The organism is Cytophagaceae bacterium (genome assembly GCA_016722655.1).
GTDB lineage: Bacteria > Bacteroidota > Bacteroidia > Cytophagales > Spirosomataceae > Leadbetterella.
The window spans coordinates 1,384,378-1,404,848 of record JADKIR010000004.1; the positions used below are offsets into that span (position 1 = coordinate 1,384,378).

The 20,471-nt window shown below is 38.7% G+C and carries 12 protein-coding genes; 4 read left to right on the forward strand and 8 right to left on the reverse strand.

Annotated features, from left to right (window positions below; all coding sequences use genetic code 11):
* Positions 1-87: 87 nt before the first annotated feature.
* The 3 genes from IPP61_06545 to IPP61_06555 all read left to right on the forward strand — a co-directional run bounded on the left by IPP61_06545 (position 88) and on the right by IPP61_06555 (position 6,135).
* The gene (locus tag IPP61_06545; GenBank protein MBL0324824.1) at positions 88-4,614 is read left to right on the forward strand and encodes a hypothetical protein; all 4,527 of its coding nucleotides are present in this window, start codon (positions 88-90) and stop codon (positions 4,612-4,614) included.
* Between the two features lie 151 nt (positions 4,615-4,765).
* Positions 4,766-5,200 carry an IS200/IS605 family transposase gene (gene tnpA / locus IPP61_06550; GenBank protein ID MBL0324825.1) on the forward strand — a complete coding sequence of 145 codons (435 nt, stop codon included), beginning with the start codon at positions 4,766-4,768 and terminating at the stop codon, positions 5,198-5,200.
* Between the two features lie 74 nt (positions 5,201-5,274).
* Positions 5,275-6,135 carry a dienelactone hydrolase family protein gene (locus tag IPP61_06555; GenBank protein ID MBL0324826.1) on the forward strand — a complete coding sequence of 287 codons (861 nt, stop codon included), beginning with the start codon at positions 5,275-5,277 and terminating at the stop codon, positions 6,133-6,135.
* Positions 6,136-6,191: 56 nt separating this feature from the next.
* Here the strand turns inward: IPP61_06555 and IPP61_06560 are convergent, their stop codons facing one another.
* The 8 genes from IPP61_06560 to rlmF all read right to left on the reverse strand — a co-directional run bounded on the left by IPP61_06560 (position 6,192) and on the right by rlmF (position 19,890).
* On the reverse strand, positions 6,192-8,018 hold the full coding sequence (locus tag IPP61_06560; protein ID MBL0324827.1) for a glycoside hydrolase family 13 protein: 1,827 nt from the start codon (positions 8,016-8,018) through the stop codon (positions 6,192-6,194).
* 121 nt (positions 8,019-8,139) lie between these two features.
* Positions 8,140-9,516, reverse strand: a complete 1,377-nt coding sequence (locus IPP61_06565; protein ID MBL0324828.1) for an alpha-amylase — start codon at positions 9,514-9,516, stop codon at positions 8,140-8,142.
* A 121-nt stretch (positions 9,517-9,637) separates the two neighbouring features.
* Positions 9,638-10,945 (reverse strand): SusF/SusE family outer membrane protein, encoded by a 1,308-nt coding sequence (locus IPP61_06570; protein MBL0324829.1) that lies wholly within the window; start codon positions 10,943-10,945, stop codon positions 9,638-9,640.
* Between the two features lie 76 nt (positions 10,946-11,021).
* A complete protein-coding gene (locus tag IPP61_06575) occupies positions 11,022-12,629 on the reverse strand; it encodes a RagB/SusD family nutrient uptake outer membrane protein (protein ID MBL0324830.1) in 1,608 nt (535 codons plus the stop codon).
* Positions 12,630-12,649: 20 nt separating this feature from the next.
* Positions 12,650-15,655: a SusC/RagA family TonB-linked outer membrane protein gene (locus tag IPP61_06580; GenBank protein ID MBL0324831.1), complete on the reverse strand. Its 3,006-nt coding sequence runs from the start codon at positions 15,653-15,655 to the stop codon at positions 12,650-12,652.
* A gap of 36 nt (positions 15,656-15,691) precedes the next feature.
* Entirely contained in the window at positions 15,692-16,816 is a 1,125-nt protein-coding gene (locus tag IPP61_06585) for a glycosyl hydrolase 53 family protein (protein MBL0324832.1), read from the reverse strand.
* A gap of 164 nt (positions 16,817-16,980) precedes the next feature.
* Positions 16,981-18,882 (reverse strand): helix-turn-helix domain-containing protein, encoded by a 1,902-nt coding sequence (locus IPP61_06590; protein ID MBL0324833.1) that lies wholly within the window; start codon positions 18,880-18,882, stop codon positions 16,981-16,983.
* Positions 18,883-18,972: 90 nt separating this feature from the next.
* The gene (gene rlmF, locus IPP61_06595) at positions 18,973-19,890 is read right to left on the reverse strand and encodes a 23S rRNA (adenine(1618)-N(6))-methyltransferase RlmF (GenBank protein ID MBL0324834.1); all 918 of its coding nucleotides are present in this window, start codon (positions 19,888-19,890) and stop codon (positions 18,973-18,975) included.
* A gap of 112 nt (positions 19,891-20,002) precedes the next feature.
* Here rlmF and IPP61_06600 point away from each other — a divergent pair, with 112 nt between their 5' ends.
* Entirely contained in the window at positions 20,003-20,470 is a 468-nt protein-coding gene (locus IPP61_06600) for a hypothetical protein (GenBank protein MBL0324835.1), read from the forward strand.
* Position 20,471: the final 1 nt, after the last annotated feature.

Genomic DNA, 20,471 nt, shown 5'->3' on the forward strand with positions numbered 1-20,471 from the left:
CTGATTACCACTAGGTAAAATTCTTTTCAAAAATTATGAAATCTTTTTTCTGAATGAGATTTTTGATAAAATATTATTTTGTTGAAAATGAGAGTATTAAAAACTTTACTTTTTTTGATTTTATTTTCCCAGAAATTACTTGCCCAGTTTTCAAGTATTGGCTTACCCTATCCCTCAGGTGCTTGTATTAATACCCAGTACCAGGTAACGGTTTATATCAGCGGTTTTACCAATGGAACCACAGTGAGTGTACTTTTGAGTAATGATGATTTTTCGACTTCAACAACCATTGGGTCAGCTACTTATAATGGAGAATATAGCCTGCCGGTTAACTGCCTAATTCCTAATGGTCTTACTCAGGGTGATAACTATAAAGTAAAAGCATCAGCCCCGGGAGTTCCCGAAGTAAATAATTACGCTTCTGGTAACTTTTCAATTGCCACAAGTGTGCCTTCAGCGTCAATGACAGGTACTTTGGGATTTAATGCATGTAATGGAAACATTAACCTTCCCATAATTATCAGCGGTTTTGGTCCGTTTGAATATACCTATCAACGTACCGGAGATGCCTATCAAATCATCAGAAGTAATATTTTATCCAACTCACCGGTTGAGACCGTTAGTAGTGCCGGCACTTATGTTCTTCAAGCTGTCGGAAATGCTTGCGGAGCAGGTACTGTGGCTGCTTCACCAAATAACACAGCTGTGGTGAGTGCCATTGCCCCTGTGCTCACTATTGGAACTCCCAGTGATGATAAGGTGTGTATGGGAGGAAAAATTAAAGTACCTTTTACTTCCAATCAAAGTTGTTTTTCGTACACAGTTCAGATTTCAGATAATACCGGAAGCAATTTTCAGGATATTACAACAGAATATGATTCTTTTGGCGACCCAAATAATCTGGTAGCTACAATTCCCCAGTATATTTCACCAGCAGGTGCGGGCTATAAACTTAGGGTAAAAACCTCAACTTTTAATGGTGACTATTTTAGTGCGGCATCAGTAGCAACTTTGACTTTGATCAAAAAACCTGAAATAAGCTCAGTTTCCTATTTAAATCTGATTGATAACAATTATCCGGGAGTAATAGCCAAAGGAGAAAACATAAAAATCAACGTAAAGTTTGAGGGAACACCAGATTATTTATTAAACATCAATGATGAAATTTTTGCTTCTTCTGTTGATTCTATCGTGTTTTCGGCAGCACCGGTAATTGATACCAGATACACATATGGGCCTCTACAGGATCAAAACGGGTGTTTTTCAAACAACAATTATACCTCTGACCTCGAAGTAAAGGATTATATTTTTAAACTAAGAATAGAAGAAAATAATAACCTGGATATTTATAGCCAGTTCAGAAATTTTTGCAAAAATGAATACATTCATCTGTATTACATGACCCGCACAGTGCAATCTCCTGATAGTGTTTATGTTCAGGTTGCATACAGGGATGATTTGCTCAATGGAATAGAAAACTGGGTAAATGCTACTTTTGAAAAAGAAGCAGACCACATGTATCGGGTTAAGATGCCTTCGGGTTTAAGAAAAGGAAGGTATTCACTTAGATTAATACCCAGAAACCCAAGCCATACCTTTCTGAATTATGCTTATTCCCAAATCAATGACGCCACTACGCCCTCAACTGATTTTATTCTGATGGATCCCGTTTCCGGAGAAATAACAGGTGATGAGCAGATATATATTTCCCCCAATGAAGCTTTCAATATTTATTACAAATTTTCGGGAGGTCCGGATTACTACGATCTGGGATCTGTTTTGGCATATAAACCTACACTCATTACGAGTACAGGGCAAACTATTGAATATAATAATTATAACCCAAATGGCAATGGTTTTTCTACTCTAACAGGGCAATCAAGGGTTGATACAGTTAGCCAAACCATGTATTACCGACTTGGAAATGTGATGGCGTCTACTGCCGCGGCTGGTAATATCTCATGTGTTTTGCAAGCTTCAACCTATAGAGATACACTTAAAGTGAATGTTGTAGCACCCGACCCTTTGAGATCAATAAGTACTGGAATAATAAATAATGCGACTGATTTATGTGGAGGAGCAACAATTGTAGTTCCATTTACCCATACAGGCACTTTTAACCCGGGAAATTTATTTATTGTTCAATTACAGGCATACAATAATACTTTTGACAATAAACCTTTCAGCAATTTCTTTACCGTACCGACGACCCCTGGATTAAACCCAGGAGAATTAATAGCGACTCTCCCGAAAGAACTTGAAAGGTATTTATACACCTACTACAAAGTCAGAGTTATTTCCACCAATTCAATGGTCTTGGGAAGTTCATCTTCGACTTGGGTTAGTGTTTCTCCCAGACCTCCGCTGGTAAAACTTTCCGGTACGGCTTATGTAGAGGCTGGACAGAATGCCAAAGTCCTGATTTCAACCAATAATTATCCGGGATTTAATTTTACACTTAATAATAGCTCGGGGTATACATCACCCTCTATCAATTCAAACATTTACAGTTTAACCAGTTATACGCCATTTTCAGTAGAAACTCCCCCAGCTGCAACTCCGGGAACAACCCTTACTTACAATGCCAATATAAGCCCGAACAGCTGTGGAGCAGGAACTCAGACTGGTGCAGGTTATGTAAATATTGTGGCGAGTCCGGCAATTACATTAAATACTCCTGAGTTAAGTCAGAATTGTACACCACAGAAACTTTCGATTCCATTTAGTTCTACTTTTAGTTTTGCAGATGAAAATACTTTTTCTGCTCAGGTATGGCATACCTATTATGGATATTCGGCATATGTTTCAAGTGTTACCATAAAGAAAATTGGAGAAAAATTTCAGATTGAGTTTCCGTCAACCTCTGTGCCACAGGCTAATACCACATTTTATGTAAAAGTGTATTCATCTCAACCGTACGCCTATAGTAATGTGCAAAGTTTTACTTTGCACCCATCTCCATCTTACTCTTTCCTTCCATTCCAGCAAAAAGTTGAACAAGGTCAAAGCGTCAATCTGGAATATTATTTCTATGGAAACAGCCCTTTTGATTATAAAATTATTATGCCAGATAACGATATTACTGGAAATACGGTCAGTACCTCAGCTATTTATTCAGTAACACCCCAACAATCTTTTAATTATAGATTAAAATCGATGAACGATGTTTTTTGTCCTGCTATTGCGTTAAATTCAGGTCCTGACATCACTTTAATTGAAAAAAAACAAGGGATAGAAATCCTTAAGCTGCCATTTAGTGGAATTTGTGGAGGAAGTAGTATTACCGTTCCTTTTATTTCTAATGGATCTTATGATTCATTTGTGATTCAACTTTCAGATCAAGATGGTCAGAATTTTGTTGATTTGTCAACCACTTTATCTTCAGGAAATTTACTTGCTACAGTTCCAAACGGACTACCAGCAGGTATCAATTACAGAATCAGAATCAAAGGGAATCTTACGGGTGGTGGACAAACCTTTAGTTTGGTGAACCCATTTGCACTTACTTTAAAATCCACAGCCACAGCTACCTTAGGTGGCGGCGGAGTAATAGTGAAAAATGTTAATTTTCCCGGATATGTATCTGACTATGTGGCTCTTAGAGTTGATTTTTCAGGACAGGGACCCTATACATTTAATCTAAACGATGGAGTGGTGAACAATCCGGTAAATACTAACTCTAATCCTCACTTTATAATGGTAAATCCGGCAAGTACTACAACCTATACAATCAATTCTTTAACCAATTCTTGTGGCTCTGGCAGCAATTCTGGCTCAGCGATAGTCAATGTGGTAAACCTACAGGCGGGTAGTGTGCCAGTGTACTTATGTTATGGACAAACGCTCAATATTCCTGTTACATTTACCGGAAACTTTGACCCCTTAAGTCAATATTATGTTGATTTCATCAAAGTGATACCTTATAATAATACCATTAATTTTAGCTCTAATTATGAGACATTATTAGGTACAAAATCGGGAAATAATATTTCAGTAGTAATCCCAAATGGTTTTCCAACCACAAGCGGTATAAATGGGTATGGCCTGGACAGCTATTACAGAATAAGAGTAAGAAGTACTTTACCTGTGGCAACAGGCTCATTCAGTCCAATCGGGCTGGGTATTGGTGGTGGAGCTCCCACTGTTAAAATTCTCGGCTCAACCAACATTACTACTCCGGGTACTTCAACACCACTGACTCTGGTATTAAGTTCGGTTTCTGGTACAACCAATGTGACCATTAACAATGGAACTTCCACAGAGGTCTGGACGGCAGGTGCTTTGGAAACTACCGTTTTACGAGCCCCTACCTTAACCACTACATACACCATTACGGCTATTGCCAGTGAATGTGGGGCAGGAACCATCGGTAATCCAGCTTCGGCTACTATTACTGTCGGTCCTTGTCCGGCAAACCAGATGGTATCGCTTAATCATATTTCGGGGCAAACCAAAAAATATGAAACCTCAGGAATATTGACCGCAATGAACAAAATTAGCTCAGGGGCAAACATTACTTTTGACGCTCAGCAAGCAGTAATTTTAAGTCCCGGTTTTACGGCTAATTCCGGCTCAGTTTTTAAAGTCCAGGTAGATGGATGCGGAGGTTTATAGGCATTTCAATTTTTGATTTTTACCTATAAAAATGACTGAAAGGTCGATAATTGAGTTACTGTGGATTTGTTTTATTGGTCACAAATAAAGTTAAAACTATGCAATTTATTGCATCTCACTTTAGTTTCTAAAAATTTTGTAACTTTAAGTTATGGAATTTCAAAGAATCGGCGGACATACAGTATCCCGATTGACTGCACATATTGTATGGTCAACAAAGTATAGATATTCAGTTTTGGAAGGAGATATTAAGATACGTTGTCGAACAATTTTGATACAAATCTGTGAGGCAGAAGGAGTACAGATTTTGAAGGGAGTTGTATCAAAGAATCATATTCATATGCATATAGAATATAGGCCATCGCAAGATTTGAGTACACTTGTAAAGTTATTAAAGGGGCGTTCATCTAGGAAATTGCAAATGGAATTTCCGGAGTTAAAGAAAAGATATTGGGGGCGTCACTTTTGGGCCATAGGATTTGGTTGTTGGAGTACAGGTAATATTACAGATGAGATGGTAAATGAATATTTGGAACATCATAGAAATCCTGATTCTAATGACAATACAAATTTCATAGTTGAGTAGGCAGACTTTCAGTCTGTAAGAAAACTATGGACTTTTAGTCCATAGTGGTTTATTTAATTTGTTAAAAAAAGCTTATGAATCAGGACATTATCAATCTTTTCGACGAATACACCCATAAACCGCTCAAAAGAGAGGATTTTCTATCAAGATTGGCCAAAATGGCTGGAGGTACTGCTGCAGCTATGGCGATTCTGCCGGTTTTGGAGGGGAATTACTCAGCTACAGCCCAAACAACAGAATCAGATATTGATTTAAAAATTGAAGAAGTAAGTTTCCCTTCAAAAAACTGTACCATGAAAGGTTATCTGGCGATACCTTCAAAATCAAAAGGTAAGCTGGGTGCGGTTTTGGTGATTCATGAAAACCGCGGGCTCACGCCTCATATTAAGGACGTAACCCGCCGCATCGCCAAGGAAGGATTTATAGCTCTGGGTGTTGATGCCCTTTCGCCTTATGGTGGTACACCGGCTAATGAAGATGAAGCCAGGGCATTTTTTCCGAAATTAGATGCCAAACAAAACCTTGAAAACCTGCTAAGTGGCTTGGAATATTTGAGAGGACTAAAAAAATCAAATGGAAAGACAGGAACTGTAGGCTTCTGCTGGGGTGGCGGAATGGTCAATTCTTTGGCAACGCTTGACCCAAAAATCAATGCATCTGTGGCTTACTATGGCCGCCAGGCAGATGCCGCCGATGTACCCAAAATCAAGTCTAAAATTATGCTGCACTATGCGGGTCTTGACGAAAGAGTAAATGCCGGAATTCCTGTTTATGAGGAAGCTCTGAAAGTCAATAAAATTGATTACCAGGTTTTTGTATATGAAGGAGCACAGCATGCTTTCAACAATGACTCCTCGCCCGCACGCTACAATGCCGAGGTGGCCAAACTGGCTTGGGCGAGAACTTTGGAGTTTTTTAGGAAGGAGTTGGGGTGAGAATTTTTCAAAAATCCGGTCATTACCAAAGGTTAGACCGGATTTTTAAAGTCCTGTTATTTCACTTTCAATATCCTGAATCCTTTGGCAGGAACAGTCACTATTGATTCTGTTTTGGTGGTGAACACATCTTCAAATGTGGCATTTACCGGAATAATTTCCTTATAATCAGCCAAATTCATGGTTTTTTCTTTGTCATATTTATTGAAAATAATCCAGAATTTCTCTTTTGCATTGTATCTGAAATAAGTATAAATACCCTCATGCGGAGCAAAGTGCAGGAGTTTACCATCATGAATAGCCGTGGCAGTTTTACGCCAGTTGAGCAGTTGTTTCACAAAAGCCCGCATTTCTGATTGTAACGGTGTAAGGTTTTCATTTTTAAATACATTCGATTTATCACCTTCCCAGCCACCCGGCATATCGGCTCTGATGAGGCCATCGTTGCGTTCCAAAGGCGAGGTAAACGCCAACTCGGTTCCATAAAACAATTGCGGAATTCCACGGGTTGTAAATACCAAAGCAAGTCCCATCTTGAGCAATTCTTTGTCTTCGGCCAGCTGGGTGTATATGCGGTTCATGTCATGATTATCACAGAATGTCACCAGTTTGTTGGCGTCAGCATATAGATAATCATCTGAAAGACATTGATATACTTTCAGCATTCCTTTACCCCAATCTTTTTCGTTTTCTTTGAGCCCCTCAATCAGGGCATTGTTAAGTGGGAAATCCATCATCGAAGGCAGAAATGACCTATATCCGTCTTTGTTTTTTTGTCCCATTTGCCAATAGGCCGTAACTGCCTGACGGGTGGACCACTCCTCACCTACCATATTGAGTTTGGGGTATTCGTCCATCACGGCTTTTGACCAGTTTGAAAGGAAAGTTTTATCTGAATAAGGATAAGTATCGATTCTCAGTCCATCCAAATCGGCGTATTCTATCCACCATATCGTATTCTGAATAAGATAGTTGGCCATAAATGGGTTTCGTTGGTTCATGTCAGGCATGGCAGTTACAAACCATCCCTGAGTCATTTTGTCCAGATCGGCTTGGGCTACATATGGGTCGTGCATGGTTTCTCTCTGGTGGTTGGTTGGAGTAAACTTTCCTTCATTATTGATCCAATCTTTTGAAGGCAAATCATGCATCCACCAGTGGTTGAGCCCACAATGGTTCAGCACCACATCTCTGATAAATTTCAGGTTACGTTTTTTAGCTTCTTTTACCAGATTTAGATATTCTTCATTGGTGCCATAGCGAGGGTCAATTTTATAAAAATCGGTAATGGCGTAGCCATGGTAGCTGGCTTCTTTCATTTTGTTTTCCTCTAAAGGCATAGGCCAGATGGTCGTAAAGCCCATTTCGGAGATATAATCAAGGTTATTTTTAATCCCCTCAATATCACCACCATGCCTGCCATAATCTCTTGCACGGTTTAGAGCATCAGGATAGTCGGCAATGTTGTCATTTGCCACGTTTCCATTTGCAAATCTATCAGGAGTAATAAGGTACATTACATCTTTGGTGCTGTAGCCTTCTCTTTTTGCCGAATTTGGTTTTCTGTTTATTAAATCCAAAAAATAATCTGTTTTTTGGTTTCCTTTCGAAAAATGAAATGGCACTTTACCAGCTTTTGCTGAAGTTGAAATCACAAGATCAACGAAAAGGTAATTTGGGTTTTCGGTCTTATTTATTTTCACCAGTTTCACTCCAGGATAATTTACATTTAGGCTGAAAGTAGAAATATCTTTTCCATGAATCAAAACCTGAAGTTTGGGGTTTTTCATGCCTATCCACCAGGAAGAAGGCTCAAAATGCTGAATTTCCTGAGCAAAAGTGTTCAGGCTTAATGTCAATAGAATTAAAATTATTCTTTTCATAGGTATATGTATCGTTATTTTCCTTCAAAATGGAATCACAGATAATTAATATTAGTTTTTTACATCATCAGAGAAATTACCGCTAATTGAACTTTGACAAGCTCAGTTTGACAGAGATTAATCAAAATTTCTTTAAAGACCAAACTGTATAACTTTTGGCTGGTGTTTCTATCGTTGCCAGACCTTTTGCGTCGGTCTGGATAGCTTTTGCCGTATTTTCAGAGTAATCATATAGTGTGACGTTTTTATAATTGGTAAACACTTGTTGGGACTTGGTAACTGTACTGTTATTAATAGCTACTACTAAACCCGGTGAGCCTAATCTTTGGGCTACATAATATTCAGTATCAGCAAAAAGTACCGAAAGGTCGCCTTTGGCCAGAGTCTGATTGATTAGAATCAACCTTTCCAGTTTCCATTTGGCCAGCTGCTGTTCATAATCCAAATAAAAAATGCAGGGATAACCGGGATGCGTAAGAATGTAAGCGTATGCCAGCAATTTGTTTTCCGCAGTGCCAATTCGGTTGCCCTGGTTGGTGTCCTTTTCGGTATCGTGATTGGTCACGAAGGTCACTGCATTTTCAGGAGAAAGTTTAAATAATGCACTTCTGTCGCGTAAAATTTTAAGATTATTGCCTTCAATGGCCTGTTCCATGTTGTAAAATGCCGCAAAATCAAAGGCCTTTGCTCCGGTTTTATCGACCCAAGTTTTGAGATAATCGGCATTGCCGTCCCATGCTTCTATTACTCCAAAACCTCCCACTTCTGTCATCCATGATTTGATGACTGAGGGGTCAAATCCTTTTACATAGTCAAATCTGCAACCATCAAACTTCAACACATTTTTATAATATTTAGCCACGGAAGAATCTGATTTCCAGAACCATTTCTGGACATTAGGCTGATCATGGCACAGATCCTGTTCTTCAAAAAACAAGGCTTCTGCATCTCTGGAATGAATGTCGTTGGGATGAAAATCTTTATATGTGCGGAAAAATCTTCCCGATTTCGGTTGAAATAAGGTGTAGGTGTTTTTGTTGCGGTAAGGATTAAATTGAATCTGCCCACCACTGTTATGATTAAGAATGATATCGGCAATGACCTGTATGCCGGCATTATGAGCGGTGGTAATGAGCGTTTGTAATTCAGATTTAGAACCAAATCGGGTCTCAGTGGTGCCCATCTGGTCATAGTCCCCAAAATCAAAGTAATCAATTGGATCGTAGCCCATCGAAAATGCTCCCGAAGCACCTTTTGATGCTGGAGGAAGCCAAATTCTGTTCACACCGATTTTCTTCCAGGATTCTATTTTCGAATTTATCGTATTCCACCAGTCACCTTTGGGTTCTACATCCCAATAAAACCCCTGCATCATTACTCCGCCGGTTTTTTCGATTTTTGACAAATCCATCGGAGCCCCTGCATCGGGAGTTTGGTCTGATTTGGTACAGGCCAAAATCAGAAATGATAATATAAGGAGCAAGGTTGATTTGGTCATTTTGTGATGTTTAAGAACATTCAAAAAGAATTTTTGAGAGAAAAATGAAATAAATTTTCAAAAAAATCTGCACAGAGATACTCCATGCAGATTTTGATTTACCTATAATGAATTCGCTATCTTATTTTTTAACCAGTTTGTAGGTAATCTTATTGGCATCCTTGAAATTCAAGGTGATGTTATAAGTACCTGCTTTCACTGCTATGTTTGCACCGTCTTTTTCAAGGGTTCCGTCGGCTCCGTTGTCACCATAGTTAAGACCCCAATCGTCGTTGGTACGGAACTTGATTTCTCCATCTACCAATGCAACTCCATTAAGGACCCATGCATTTTCCTGAGTAAAATCAAGTTTAAACTTATCATCAGGGCCGTTCCAGCCATTTTTAGTTGCACTTCCCACTATCCCGTAAACGTCGATTTTCTCAACTTTATATTTACCATTTGCAGGGTCAAAAGTAACAAGATAATTTCCGGCTTTGGCTACAGCTATATTGTCTCCACCAGCGTCTAGTGTACCATTTGCACCGGTATCACCATAGTTTTCAGCCCAGTCTTCATTTTTGCGGAACTTGATTTCACCTACAATCAAAGGAGCAATTGCTTTAAATACATTATTTAATGGATCGTAATCAAGATATACATCAGGAGCACCCCAACCACTTGGAGTAGCACTACCTACAATACCCCACATGAATTTCTCCAGTTTGTAGGTTTTGGTATTGAGGTTATACGTGATTTTATAATTTCCGGCTTTTGCAACGATGTTGGCTCCGTCTTTTTCTACAGTACCATCAGCACCGTTGTCACCTACGTTATTATCCCATGCGTTATTTTCACGGAATTTGATTTCGCCGTCAACCAATTTGGCATAAGCTACCAATACGTTGTTTTGGTCAGTTTTAAAGAAAGGAATATCCGGACCATCCCAGGATCCCGGGGTAGCACTTCCTACTACACCCCAGGTGGTGGTTCTGTCGATTTTGTCCAAAAATGGAGTAGCCGACAAAGGAGAAACCACTGAGCTGAACATTGATTTTGCACCCAATTGTGCTACTACTTTTACATCAAGGCTTGCAACTTCGGCTGGTTTTAAACCCAGGTTAAGGAGCATGTTGTTAAGTTCTGTTCCTTTGAAAACTTTTTGCAAAGCCGAACCCATATTTACAGTATAACCTTTTGTAAATCCGCCGCCTTTTTTATCGATATAAAGCGTATATGAAGGGGCAACATCTACACCAAAGTCGGGCTTAGCCCAGGTAATTGTGAGCACATTGTTGTTTTCGGTATCCTTGGTCAATACTACCGATGGGGTAGAAAATGACACCGCAGGAGTTGCCGCAGTATTGAGGATAGCTCTGATTTCATCTTTTTCGCATGACCAAAGGCTCACAGTGGCCAGCAGAGCTATTAATAATTTTATTTTTTTCATTTTGAAATGTTTTTAAAGTTTTACCTCACCCTAAATCCCTCTCCAGAGGAGAGGGACTTTCAGGCGGAAATATTATTTAATAACCAGTATTTTGAGATAAATTGGTATTCACTGTACGAGCTTCGGCAGGGACTGGATACAATTTGTATTTTGCATCAACAGCTCTACCAGCAGCTACGCCACCTTTCCAGGGCCACAAATATGTACCTGTATGGAATAGGTCAAAGCGAATCAGGTCAGTACGACGGTGTCCTTCCCAATACAACTCTCTTGCACGCTCATCAAGAATAAACTGCAATGTAAGGTCACTGGAAGTGATGTTTCCTGAAGTACCCGCATAGGCTCTTTCTCTCAATTTGTTAATATAAGAAACCGCAGTGGCTTTGTCGCCTGTGCCACCTCTCAAAACTGCTTCTGCGTAAATCAAATACATTTCAGCAATTCTGAATACAGGAAAATCGGTATCCACAAATACGCCGCTTACATCATTTCCTTTTTGTCCGTTAGTGTAGTTGTTTGTCCATTTGGCAACATGCACTCCGTTTCCAAAGAAACTGATATCATCGATTTCGTTTTCAACTGGATCAATCTTAAATTTTGAAGTAGTGAAAAGAGCTCTTTTATCCGGAGTTGTTGTTGCATTTCCTGCATAAAACTTACTCGATAGCCCTTTAGTGGCTCTGTAACCGTACCATCCACCACCAACGTTGAAGTCGGCGAAATCATCACCGGCAGCTGCATGAACAAGGAATGAGGTGTTACCGTAACCTTGAGTTTTAAGACCATCACAGTTGATAGCCCAAATCACCTCATTGGTTTGAGTATGGTTATCAGCCTGGAAAAGAGTTTTGTAATTCGAGCTCAAAGTATAGCCAGTATCAATCACTTTTTTGGCATAAGTGGCAGCTTCTGTATTTTTCTCAGTACCTGTATAAGTTTTGGCATTGAGATATAATCTTGCCAAAAGTGCCTGTGCTGCTGCTTTATCTACTCTACCGTAAATTGCAGATTTGGCTGCTGGCAATAGACCTTCAACTTCCAAAAGCTCTTTTTCGATATATGTAAATAATTCTGAGGCAGATTTTTCTACAGGAGTAGTACCTACAGCATCGGCTTCGGTCAGGAATGAATATTTTCCAAACAAATCCATTGCTGCCCAATAATTAAATGCACGGAGGAATCTTACCTCTGCAACTGCATTTTTGATATTGGTTGCATCAGCTCCAGTGATTCCTCTTTCGCTAAGCTTAGCATCGGTTGATTCTCTGATAAACTCATTGATCAAAGCTACATTCCAGATTGGACGGGCATAGATACCTTTAATAAATGGGTCGGTACTTGTCCATTTCATATCATGGAAGTCTTTGATAGTCTGGTCATTCCATGCTACCACAGCTTCGTCAGTTGGAAGCTCCTGCATGTTAAAAAACGGACGAATAAACGAAATCTGAGAACCACCATCCAAACCAGTGATGTCATTTTGTCCTTCGTTTCCTCCGGCATTGGCACCCAATGATAAGGTTCCGTAGATTTTAGCTAATACTGAAGTATATCCGGCAGCATTGGCATAAGCCTTATCAGGAGTGAAGTCATTTTGAGGGAACAAATCGAGTTTGTTTGAGCACGACGTGATAAACGTCATCGTGAGCAAAGCAACTGAGATTTTCTTAAATATATTTTTCATTGTTATTCTCTTCTTTAAAATTAAAAATCAAAGTTTAAACCAAATGTAAACACACGCGGACGAGGATAAATAGTGTTGTCCACACCTGTTGCACCCGAATTTTCAGGATCCAAACCAGAATATTTGGTAATGAAGAATACGTTGTTTACGCTGGCGTTTAAGCTCAAAGTAGTATTTCCAAATACTTTTCCTACATAATAACCTGCGTTGATATTATCCAATCTGAAGAATGAAGCATTCTCAACATAATAATCAGACAAATATTGGTTATTGAAGAAATTGAGAGTAGGAAGCAATGCACTGGCATTGTTGATTACCTGAACAGGATTAAGCAGGTTTCTCATCACTGAACGCTCAGATTGGAAGTTGTTATACAGATAGTTTCCAACCATAGCATGACCCGAAGCACTGATGGTAAAGTTTTTGTAATTCAATGCAGTATTTATACCAAATAAAATGTTTGGAGCTGGTTTTTGATACAAATACCTGTCTGCGTCGTTGATTTGTCCATCTTTGTTTCTGTCAACGTACACACCTTCTATAGGATTATTGTTTTCATCATATACCTGCTGATATACATAATAAGCATAAGGCCATTGACCAATGGCATGCATACCGATGGTGTTACCTGTTCCTCCGGAAATTCCACTAACCGGAATACCTGTAAAGTTAGGATCTTCCTGTTTACGAAGAGCAGTGATTTCTGTATTGCTTTTTGTAAAGTTGAAACCCAAATCCCAACGGAATTTATCTTTTTTAATAGGAGTAGTGTTCAGTACAACTTCAACACCTTTATTGGTAAGACTACCTACATTGGTAAACAAATTAATGTCAAATGTAGAACCATAAGCCACAGGAACGGTTGCCAAAAGGTCTTTGGTGTCTTTCTGGAATAACTCAACTGTACCTGTGATACGGTTATCGGCAAATCCGAAGTCCAGACCAAGGTTTTTAGTTGTGGTAGTTTCCCAGGTGATATTGGCATCATAAGCAGCCGGACGATAGAAATTATAGTATTTATCACCAAACTGATACTGACCTGTAGAAGTACTAACACTGTAGCGGGCCATATATGGGTAGTATTGACCGAAATCCTGCTGACCCGTTACACCCCAACCTGCACGAAGTTTCAAATCAGAAACCACTTTAGTATTTTTAAACAAATCTTCTTTTACTTTCCATGCCAAAGCTGCAGCTGGGAATAAACCAACTCTGGTGCTTGGTGAGAATTTGGATGAAGCATCACGACGAATAGAAGCAGTAGCCAGATATTTGCCCATAAATGAGTAGTTTACACGACCCAAGTACGATTCCAGACGATATTGTGGTTTGTCAGTTGCAAAAATAGGCTCTGTACCCGGTACCACTGTTTTACCATCGGCACTATATGAAGGATAATTGTAAACGTTTGTTACGAAATCCTGGTAGGAATGAAGTGCCAATACATCAATTTTACTTTTGATAGCGGTCAAATCTTTTTCATAATACAAAGACACGTCCCAAAGTTTGTTTGACTTGCTTTGGTTGTAATCAGTCAATCTTCCGTTTGTAAGATAATTTGTAGATGAAAGAGCACTGTAAACGTCTGATCCACTTCCTTTTGTATTATCAAGACCAAGGTTAGTTTTTAGATGTAAATCAGGAAGGAAAGGCAGTTTATAATCCAATTCAATGTTACCAATCATACGATTTACAGAAGAAGTATTATCGCGAAGCTCGATTAGTCCAACAGGGTTGTTACCTGATAGTTGTTTGTATTTTCCGGTTGCATCAAGCCATTCCCAATATCCACCGTAAGCATTATTGGCATAAACTGGCTGAGTAGGGTCAAATCTTAAGGCAGAACCGATGGCATCCTCATTACTAAAGTTATTTTGAGTATTGGCCAATTTCAGATTGACATTTACTGCTAATGCATTATCAAGGAATTTCGGACTTAAACTTAATGCACCTGAAGTACGGGCAAAATTATTCTTTTTAAGGAGACCATTTTGATTAGAATAACCCAAAGAAACCCTGAATGGTATTTTTTTGTATGTACCACCTGCACTCAGGTTATTGTCAGTACCAATGGCCGTTCTGAAAATTTGATCTTGCCAGTTGGTGTTTTCTGTTCCCAAAAGATTTTTGTAGGTATTATCGCCATTTTGAGCGGCTTGGGCGGTAATGATTTCTCTTACCTGATCACCTGTCAACATTTCTACCTTTTTATAAATCTGACTGGCAGAAAATGATGTATTGAAATTGAAAGTTGGCTTACCAGCGGCACCTTTTTTGGTGGTGATGATAATCACACCGTTTGATGCTCTTGAACCATAAAGTGCTGTAGCAGAGGCATCTTTCAATACTGACATACTTTCGATGTCGTTAGGGTTGATGGTATTCAGCAAGTTGGCAGAACCCGAAATACTATTACCCTCTACCGGAATACCGTCGATTACGATTAGTGGGTCATTGGATGCATTCAAAGAAGCCGCACCACGAATACGGATGGTACTACCGCCACCGGCTTGTCCACCGCCACTCGTTACCTGCAAACCGGCCACTTTACCTTGTAGCAATTGTTCGCCTGACTGAATGTTACCTTTCTGGAAGTCTTTTGAGTTAATGGCGATAACCGAACCTGTCAGGTCGGCTTTTTTACGGGTACCGTAAGCCACCACTACCACTTCTTCCAATTGTTTTGAATCGTCAACCAAAGCCACATTGATAGTGGTCTGATTGCCCAGGATTACTTCCTGAGATAGTTTTCCAATAAAACTAAACACCAATGTAGCGGGCCCTTCGGGTACTTTGATGGTGTAGTTACCACTGAGGTCTGTTTGGGTACCTATGGTAGTTCCTTTTACCGATACGGTCACTCCAATCATCTCAGATTTGTCTGTTGCATCTGTCACTTTACCGGTTATGGTTTTTTGTGCAAATGCAGTGTTTCCTAAAATCACAAAACCTAATATCCACAGCCATAGCCTACTGGTACCGGTAATTGATGACTTTAAATTTCGATAGCGTTTGTTTTTTTGCATCTGGAAAAAAAATTTAAAGTTAAAGTATATAAAAAATTAAAATTTGGTTTGAAAAAATTTAAATACGGGCAAGGCCTCATTGTTATTGGCTGCATCGAAAAATGTAGCATTTTCCCAATGACTTCCAGTACCCCACTGTGTACGACAAGAAGTCGAAATCCATGCCGGTTCCCAATATATTATACCTTCACAACCGGCATTCTGACATATATTTTTTAAATCGAGCATATAACTCAACTGCCCCTCCGGAGAAACCGGATATTTGTCGAGCGAAGCTCCTGAATCAAGCACATTGTTGGCTCCATCAAAGTTGGTAGAAGTGTAAGGATAACCTGTTTCTACTATCATCACCCGTTTATTATACTTGTTTTTGAGGTCTTTTATGGTGGAACTCAATTGATCCATATTGTACTTTGACCATTTGGGATAATAACTTAGCCCAATCCATTGGTAGTTTTCAATCTGATTTTTATGAGCTGCTTCAAACCACCACCCTGCATTTTCGGGTTGGGCGATATGGAGCATAGTTTCGATTTTGGTATTGTTTTTTGTATTGAAATCTTTTACTGCTGATAATCCCTTATTTAACAAAAAGACATTGCGTTTCCAGTTAATAGGGCCATCAGATGCCGAATCGGGGTGTTGCATTACTTCAATATTGGTTTCGTTACCGACCTGGACCATATCCGGAGTAAGTTGCTGTAAGTAAAGTGTAGTTAAAACTGAGTAGGTATATAGATAAACCGAATCACCCAATACTTCCAGATCTTTGATTTTTTTCCAGGCATGTGGCATGATCTGTTTGTGTGGGTCAGCCCAATTGTCAGAATAATGAAAATCCAGCAAAACGTATTGGTTGTTGTTTTTGGCCTTTTGAATCGACCTGATGACATCTTTCAGGTTGGAATAATTTCCAAATTCAGGGGTATGCCACAGCCTGAGTCTGATAATATTGGAGCCTTTATCGGCAAAAAGTTTATAGGGGTCAACTTTTTGACCTTTTTCTCTGAAAATACCGCCGCAGTCAACCATTTCATTGGCATAAGACATGTCACCACCCATAAAAAAATCAGGTGCAGGAGATGCTTTTTTATAGCAAGCCGAGAAACTCCAGCCGGTAATGACCAACAACAACAATATTTTAGAAATTGTATTTTGCACCTAAAGTTTTAAAGTATTTTCAGATGCAAAAGTACGGCGGCCATAAGCAGCAATCGCCCCACTTGTACTTTTCCAATAAAAAAAATAATAATTTCAAGTGATTGATTTACTGTGTTTTACAGAAATCAAAAGTGCCAATTTATAAAATGGCACCAATTTTTTAATCAATTTTTGAAGGAATCGAGGTATTCTCTAGGGGTAAGATTGGTGATTTTCTTAAATGCACGGTTAAAAGCGGTCTTACTGTTAAAGCCAACCTCAAATGCCAGTCCCAGAAAAGTGAAGTTTTGATTTTTGGGATCTTTTACCATTTTCTTAAACTCTTCAACTCTGTAGCCATTGATAAAATCAAAGAAGTTTTGGCTGTAATGTTCATTGATAATTTTTGAAAGTACGTGCGAAGATATCCCAATCTCGGAGGCCAGTTCTGAAAGGCTGATTTTCGGATTCTTATAGGGTTTTTCACTTTCAATATATTTTTCCAACGTTTCTACTTCTTCACTCAAATCTTCCTGTTGGGTCTGAATATTAAATTGAGGGGTATTTGAAATGCGACTTTCGAGCATGTCTTCAAAAGCCACTCCGGCTGCATGACCGGGTACCTGTTCAATTTCATTATGATGAATCGCAAAAAATCCAACGATAAAAGTGGTAAATGAAAACATTAACCAGATGAGGTCTGTACTGTTTTCAACCAAAATTACATTTTCAAGCTTTGTAACTTTTCCGGTTAGTGTCAAAACCATGGAGAATGCCCAAAAACACAGCACCAGAAATTGCAAAACGAGTACTACATTCAGATAATTGAGGTTTTGCTCATAAGATAAGGTGTTTTCAAATTGCTTTTTATAAGCAGATATCAATTTCCTGTATAAAATCCAGAAAAATATGTTCCAAAATAGTCCCAATATCCCGGCACCACCAAATATTTCCTGCAATAGTGGTTTTTGATCCATCAGTTCAAGCAGGAAGGTCTTGTCATTCTGAATTATGAATGGGAGATAAGAAAAAAATTGGAGTAGGAAAGGTATAAAAAACAAATACCAGCGACCCGGAAGTTTTTTGTTATGAAAAAGCAGTTTAATCAGATAAAAATAAAAAAATGGTCCATAAAGAAAATAAACGAAGTCAGCCAGGACTACCATTCTTGGGAATCGGTTAACAAATACCTGAAAGTTAGAAGTCAGATATAAAAGTATTGACAATGAAGCAATTGCAACTGAACCTAGCAGCCATCTGTTGGCTTCAGTATTGGATTTTTGAGTAAAAGGAACTGTTATCAATAACAATATACCTTGAAAAACAGAAAACAGAAGCAAAAAATCAAAGATAGAATATACATGTAATGTGCCCAGCAGGTCTTCCCAGCCTTCGATTTGGCAGGTTACAGCTTTATTGTCAATGCTTGAATCGCGAAAAATAGTGCGGTTGGGTCTGGCTTTACCGCTCTCACGTGCTTCAACTGTTTCCCAGCTACCCCTGGTAAACTTATATTCTATTTTTTGTAAATCAGTATAAAGCTTAAAAACATACTGGCCATTAATATTTTTTCTTAATTCAAAATCAGGGTTTCCGGCATCCCAATTATTAAAATTTCCGGCGATAAATATTTTCGAATCCTGAGGAGTATTTTCCGGAATTTGTTCGATAATTATGTCATATAAAACCTGTCTTTCCCAGCCCAAAATACTGGTTTTCTGAAAGTTGCCTTTTTGTACCGTCCGATCGAAACTGTGATTGGGCAAGCTTTGACCGTCAGGAGTGCCTTCTACGTACATCCAGGTACCTTGAGTAAACTTATATTCAAAACTTGCAGGGGAATTTTCCAGAACTATACTATATACTTTTTCAGACTCCTTTTTCAGCATATATTTACTATCTCCGGGATTCCAGTTGTTATAATCCAATGCTATGAAAATAGGCTTGTCGGGGTTGAGTAGGGGGGGGAGCACCTCTACCTCGATTTTGGTTTGCGAAAACGAAGTCATGGAGATTCCTATCAGAAAGCCAAATAAAGCCTTACCAGACTTTTTCAAAAGCCTCTCAAAGAATTTTATTATAACCATAAACGAAAACGTTTTGCCAAAGGTAATAAAAATGTGATTTTTAATTATTAATCCTGAATATTATATGATTGAGAATAGTGAAAAATATTATTACGAAAAAGACCATGCCACCACCCTGCTAACTTTTTGCCCCTGAGACATTTCTATGATCTTAATATTTAAAATTTGAAGTTTTTCAAATTCCTTTTTAATACGTTCCAGATTTTCTTTTTTCGAAACTAAAGTTGTAAACCATAGACAGTTATTGGCGAATTTTTGACTTTCTCTGATCATTTCCAAAACAAATTTCAACTCTCCTCCTTCATACCAAAGTTCATTTGCATTTCCTCCGAAATTACGGACAGCATGCTTGATATTCTTGTCTTTCAGGTTTTTTTGTTTCTTCAGATTGGTCTCCAATGCCTCTTCCGCAGAACCGTAAAATGGTGGGTTGCAAAAAGTGGCCTGGAAATATTCTTCTGGTAAAATAATGCCTTCGAAAAAGTGCTTTGAATTGACCTGATGTCTGATCTCAATTTCTCCTTTCAAGCTAGGATTAAAGCCGACAATAGCCTTCGCTGATTTTACCGAAACCGGGTCAATGTCACTTCCTACAAAGCTCCAGCCGTATTCTTCATGCCCTAAAACAGGATAAATGCAGTTGGCTCCTACTCCTATATCAAGACACTTTATTGCTTTTCCGGTGGGAAAAAGGCCAGCATTGCTTTCGGCTAAAATATCGGCTACCACATGTACGTAATCAGCACGACCGGGAATAGGAGGACAAAGATAACCGGCAGGAATATCCCAAAACGGAATTTTGTAATAATGATAAAGAAGTGCCTTATTGAGCATTTTTACTGCAACAGGATCCGAAAAGTCGATAGTTTGAGTACCGTGAACATTGGTAAAAACATGACTTTCAAGATCAGGAACGACTTTTTTCAAAGATTCAAAATCATAATTCCCATTATGTTTGTTTCTGGGATGAAAGCTTATCTTTTCCTTTTTATTTATCAAAACATCAATTATTCTTGGTGACAAAAGTAAAAAACAATTTTCCGGGATATTTGATTAAAGATTTCATTTTTTTAATTTGCATAAGTATATCTGAATTTATCACATTTAAAAAATTAATATCATGAGTCTCTCCGATTTTGAAAAATTAGAAGTCAACGATTCTGCCAAAAGTTATTTACTGGAAACCGCTAAATGGGGAAAGTTTCTGGCAATTGCCGGCTTTATTTTATCTGGTATTTTAGTTCTTTTTGGAGTTTTTTTTGGCACAATCTATAATGGAATGATGAACAGAGCCTTGGGCGAATCTCAGGCTGCTCCACAAGTTCAAGGTATGGGCTTTTTTATGGGAGCCATGTATGTTGCCATTGCAGCCATTTATTTGATTCCTTGTTTTTATTTGTTTAAATTTTCAAAGAAAGCAAAAACCGCTGTTGAAGATTCTGACGCTTCAGACCTTGAGGAGGCATTTCTCAATCAGAAATCAATGTTTAAATTCTTTGGAATTTTTACCATAGTGATTTTAGCCATTTATGGTATTGCTATTCTTTTTGCAATTATCGGAGGCGGAATTTTTGCTTTTATGAAATAAA

Bases quoted from the DNA above. Each gene is read 5' to 3' on its own strand.
- IPP61_06555 (MBL0324826.1), top strand. From the start codon at position 5,275: ATGAATCAGGACATTATCAATCTTTTCGACGAATACACCCATAAACCG.
- tnpA (MBL0324825.1), top strand. From the start codon at position 4,766: ATGGAATTTCAAAGAATCGGCGGACATACAGTATCCCGATTGACTGCA.
- IPP61_06565 (MBL0324828.1), bottom strand. From the start codon at position 9,516: ATGACCAAATCAACCTTGCTCCTTATATTATCATTTCTGATTTTGGCC.
- IPP61_06575 (MBL0324830.1), bottom strand. From the start codon at position 12,629: ATGAAAAATATATTTAAGAAAATCTCAGTTGCTTTGCTCACGATGACG.
- IPP61_06580 (MBL0324831.1), bottom strand. From the start codon at position 15,655: ATGCAAAAAAACAAACGCTATCGAAATTTAAAGTCATCAATTACCGGT.
- IPP61_06590 (MBL0324833.1), bottom strand. From the start codon at position 18,882: ATGGTTATAATAAAATTCTTTGAGAGGCTTTTGAAAAAGTCTGGTAAG.
- IPP61_06560 (MBL0324827.1), bottom strand. From the start codon at position 8,018: ATGAAAAGAATAATTTTAATTCTATTGACATTAAGCCTGAACACTTTT.
- IPP61_06570 (MBL0324829.1), bottom strand. From the start codon at position 10,945: ATGAAAAAAATAAAATTATTAATAGCTCTGCTGGCCACTGTGAGCCTT.
- IPP61_06600 (MBL0324835.1), top strand. From the start codon at position 20,003: ATGAGTCTCTCCGATTTTGAAAAATTAGAAGTCAACGATTCTGCCAAA.
- IPP61_06545 (MBL0324824.1), top strand. From the start codon at position 88: ATGAGAGTATTAAAAACTTTACTTTTTTTGATTTTATTTTCCCAGAAA.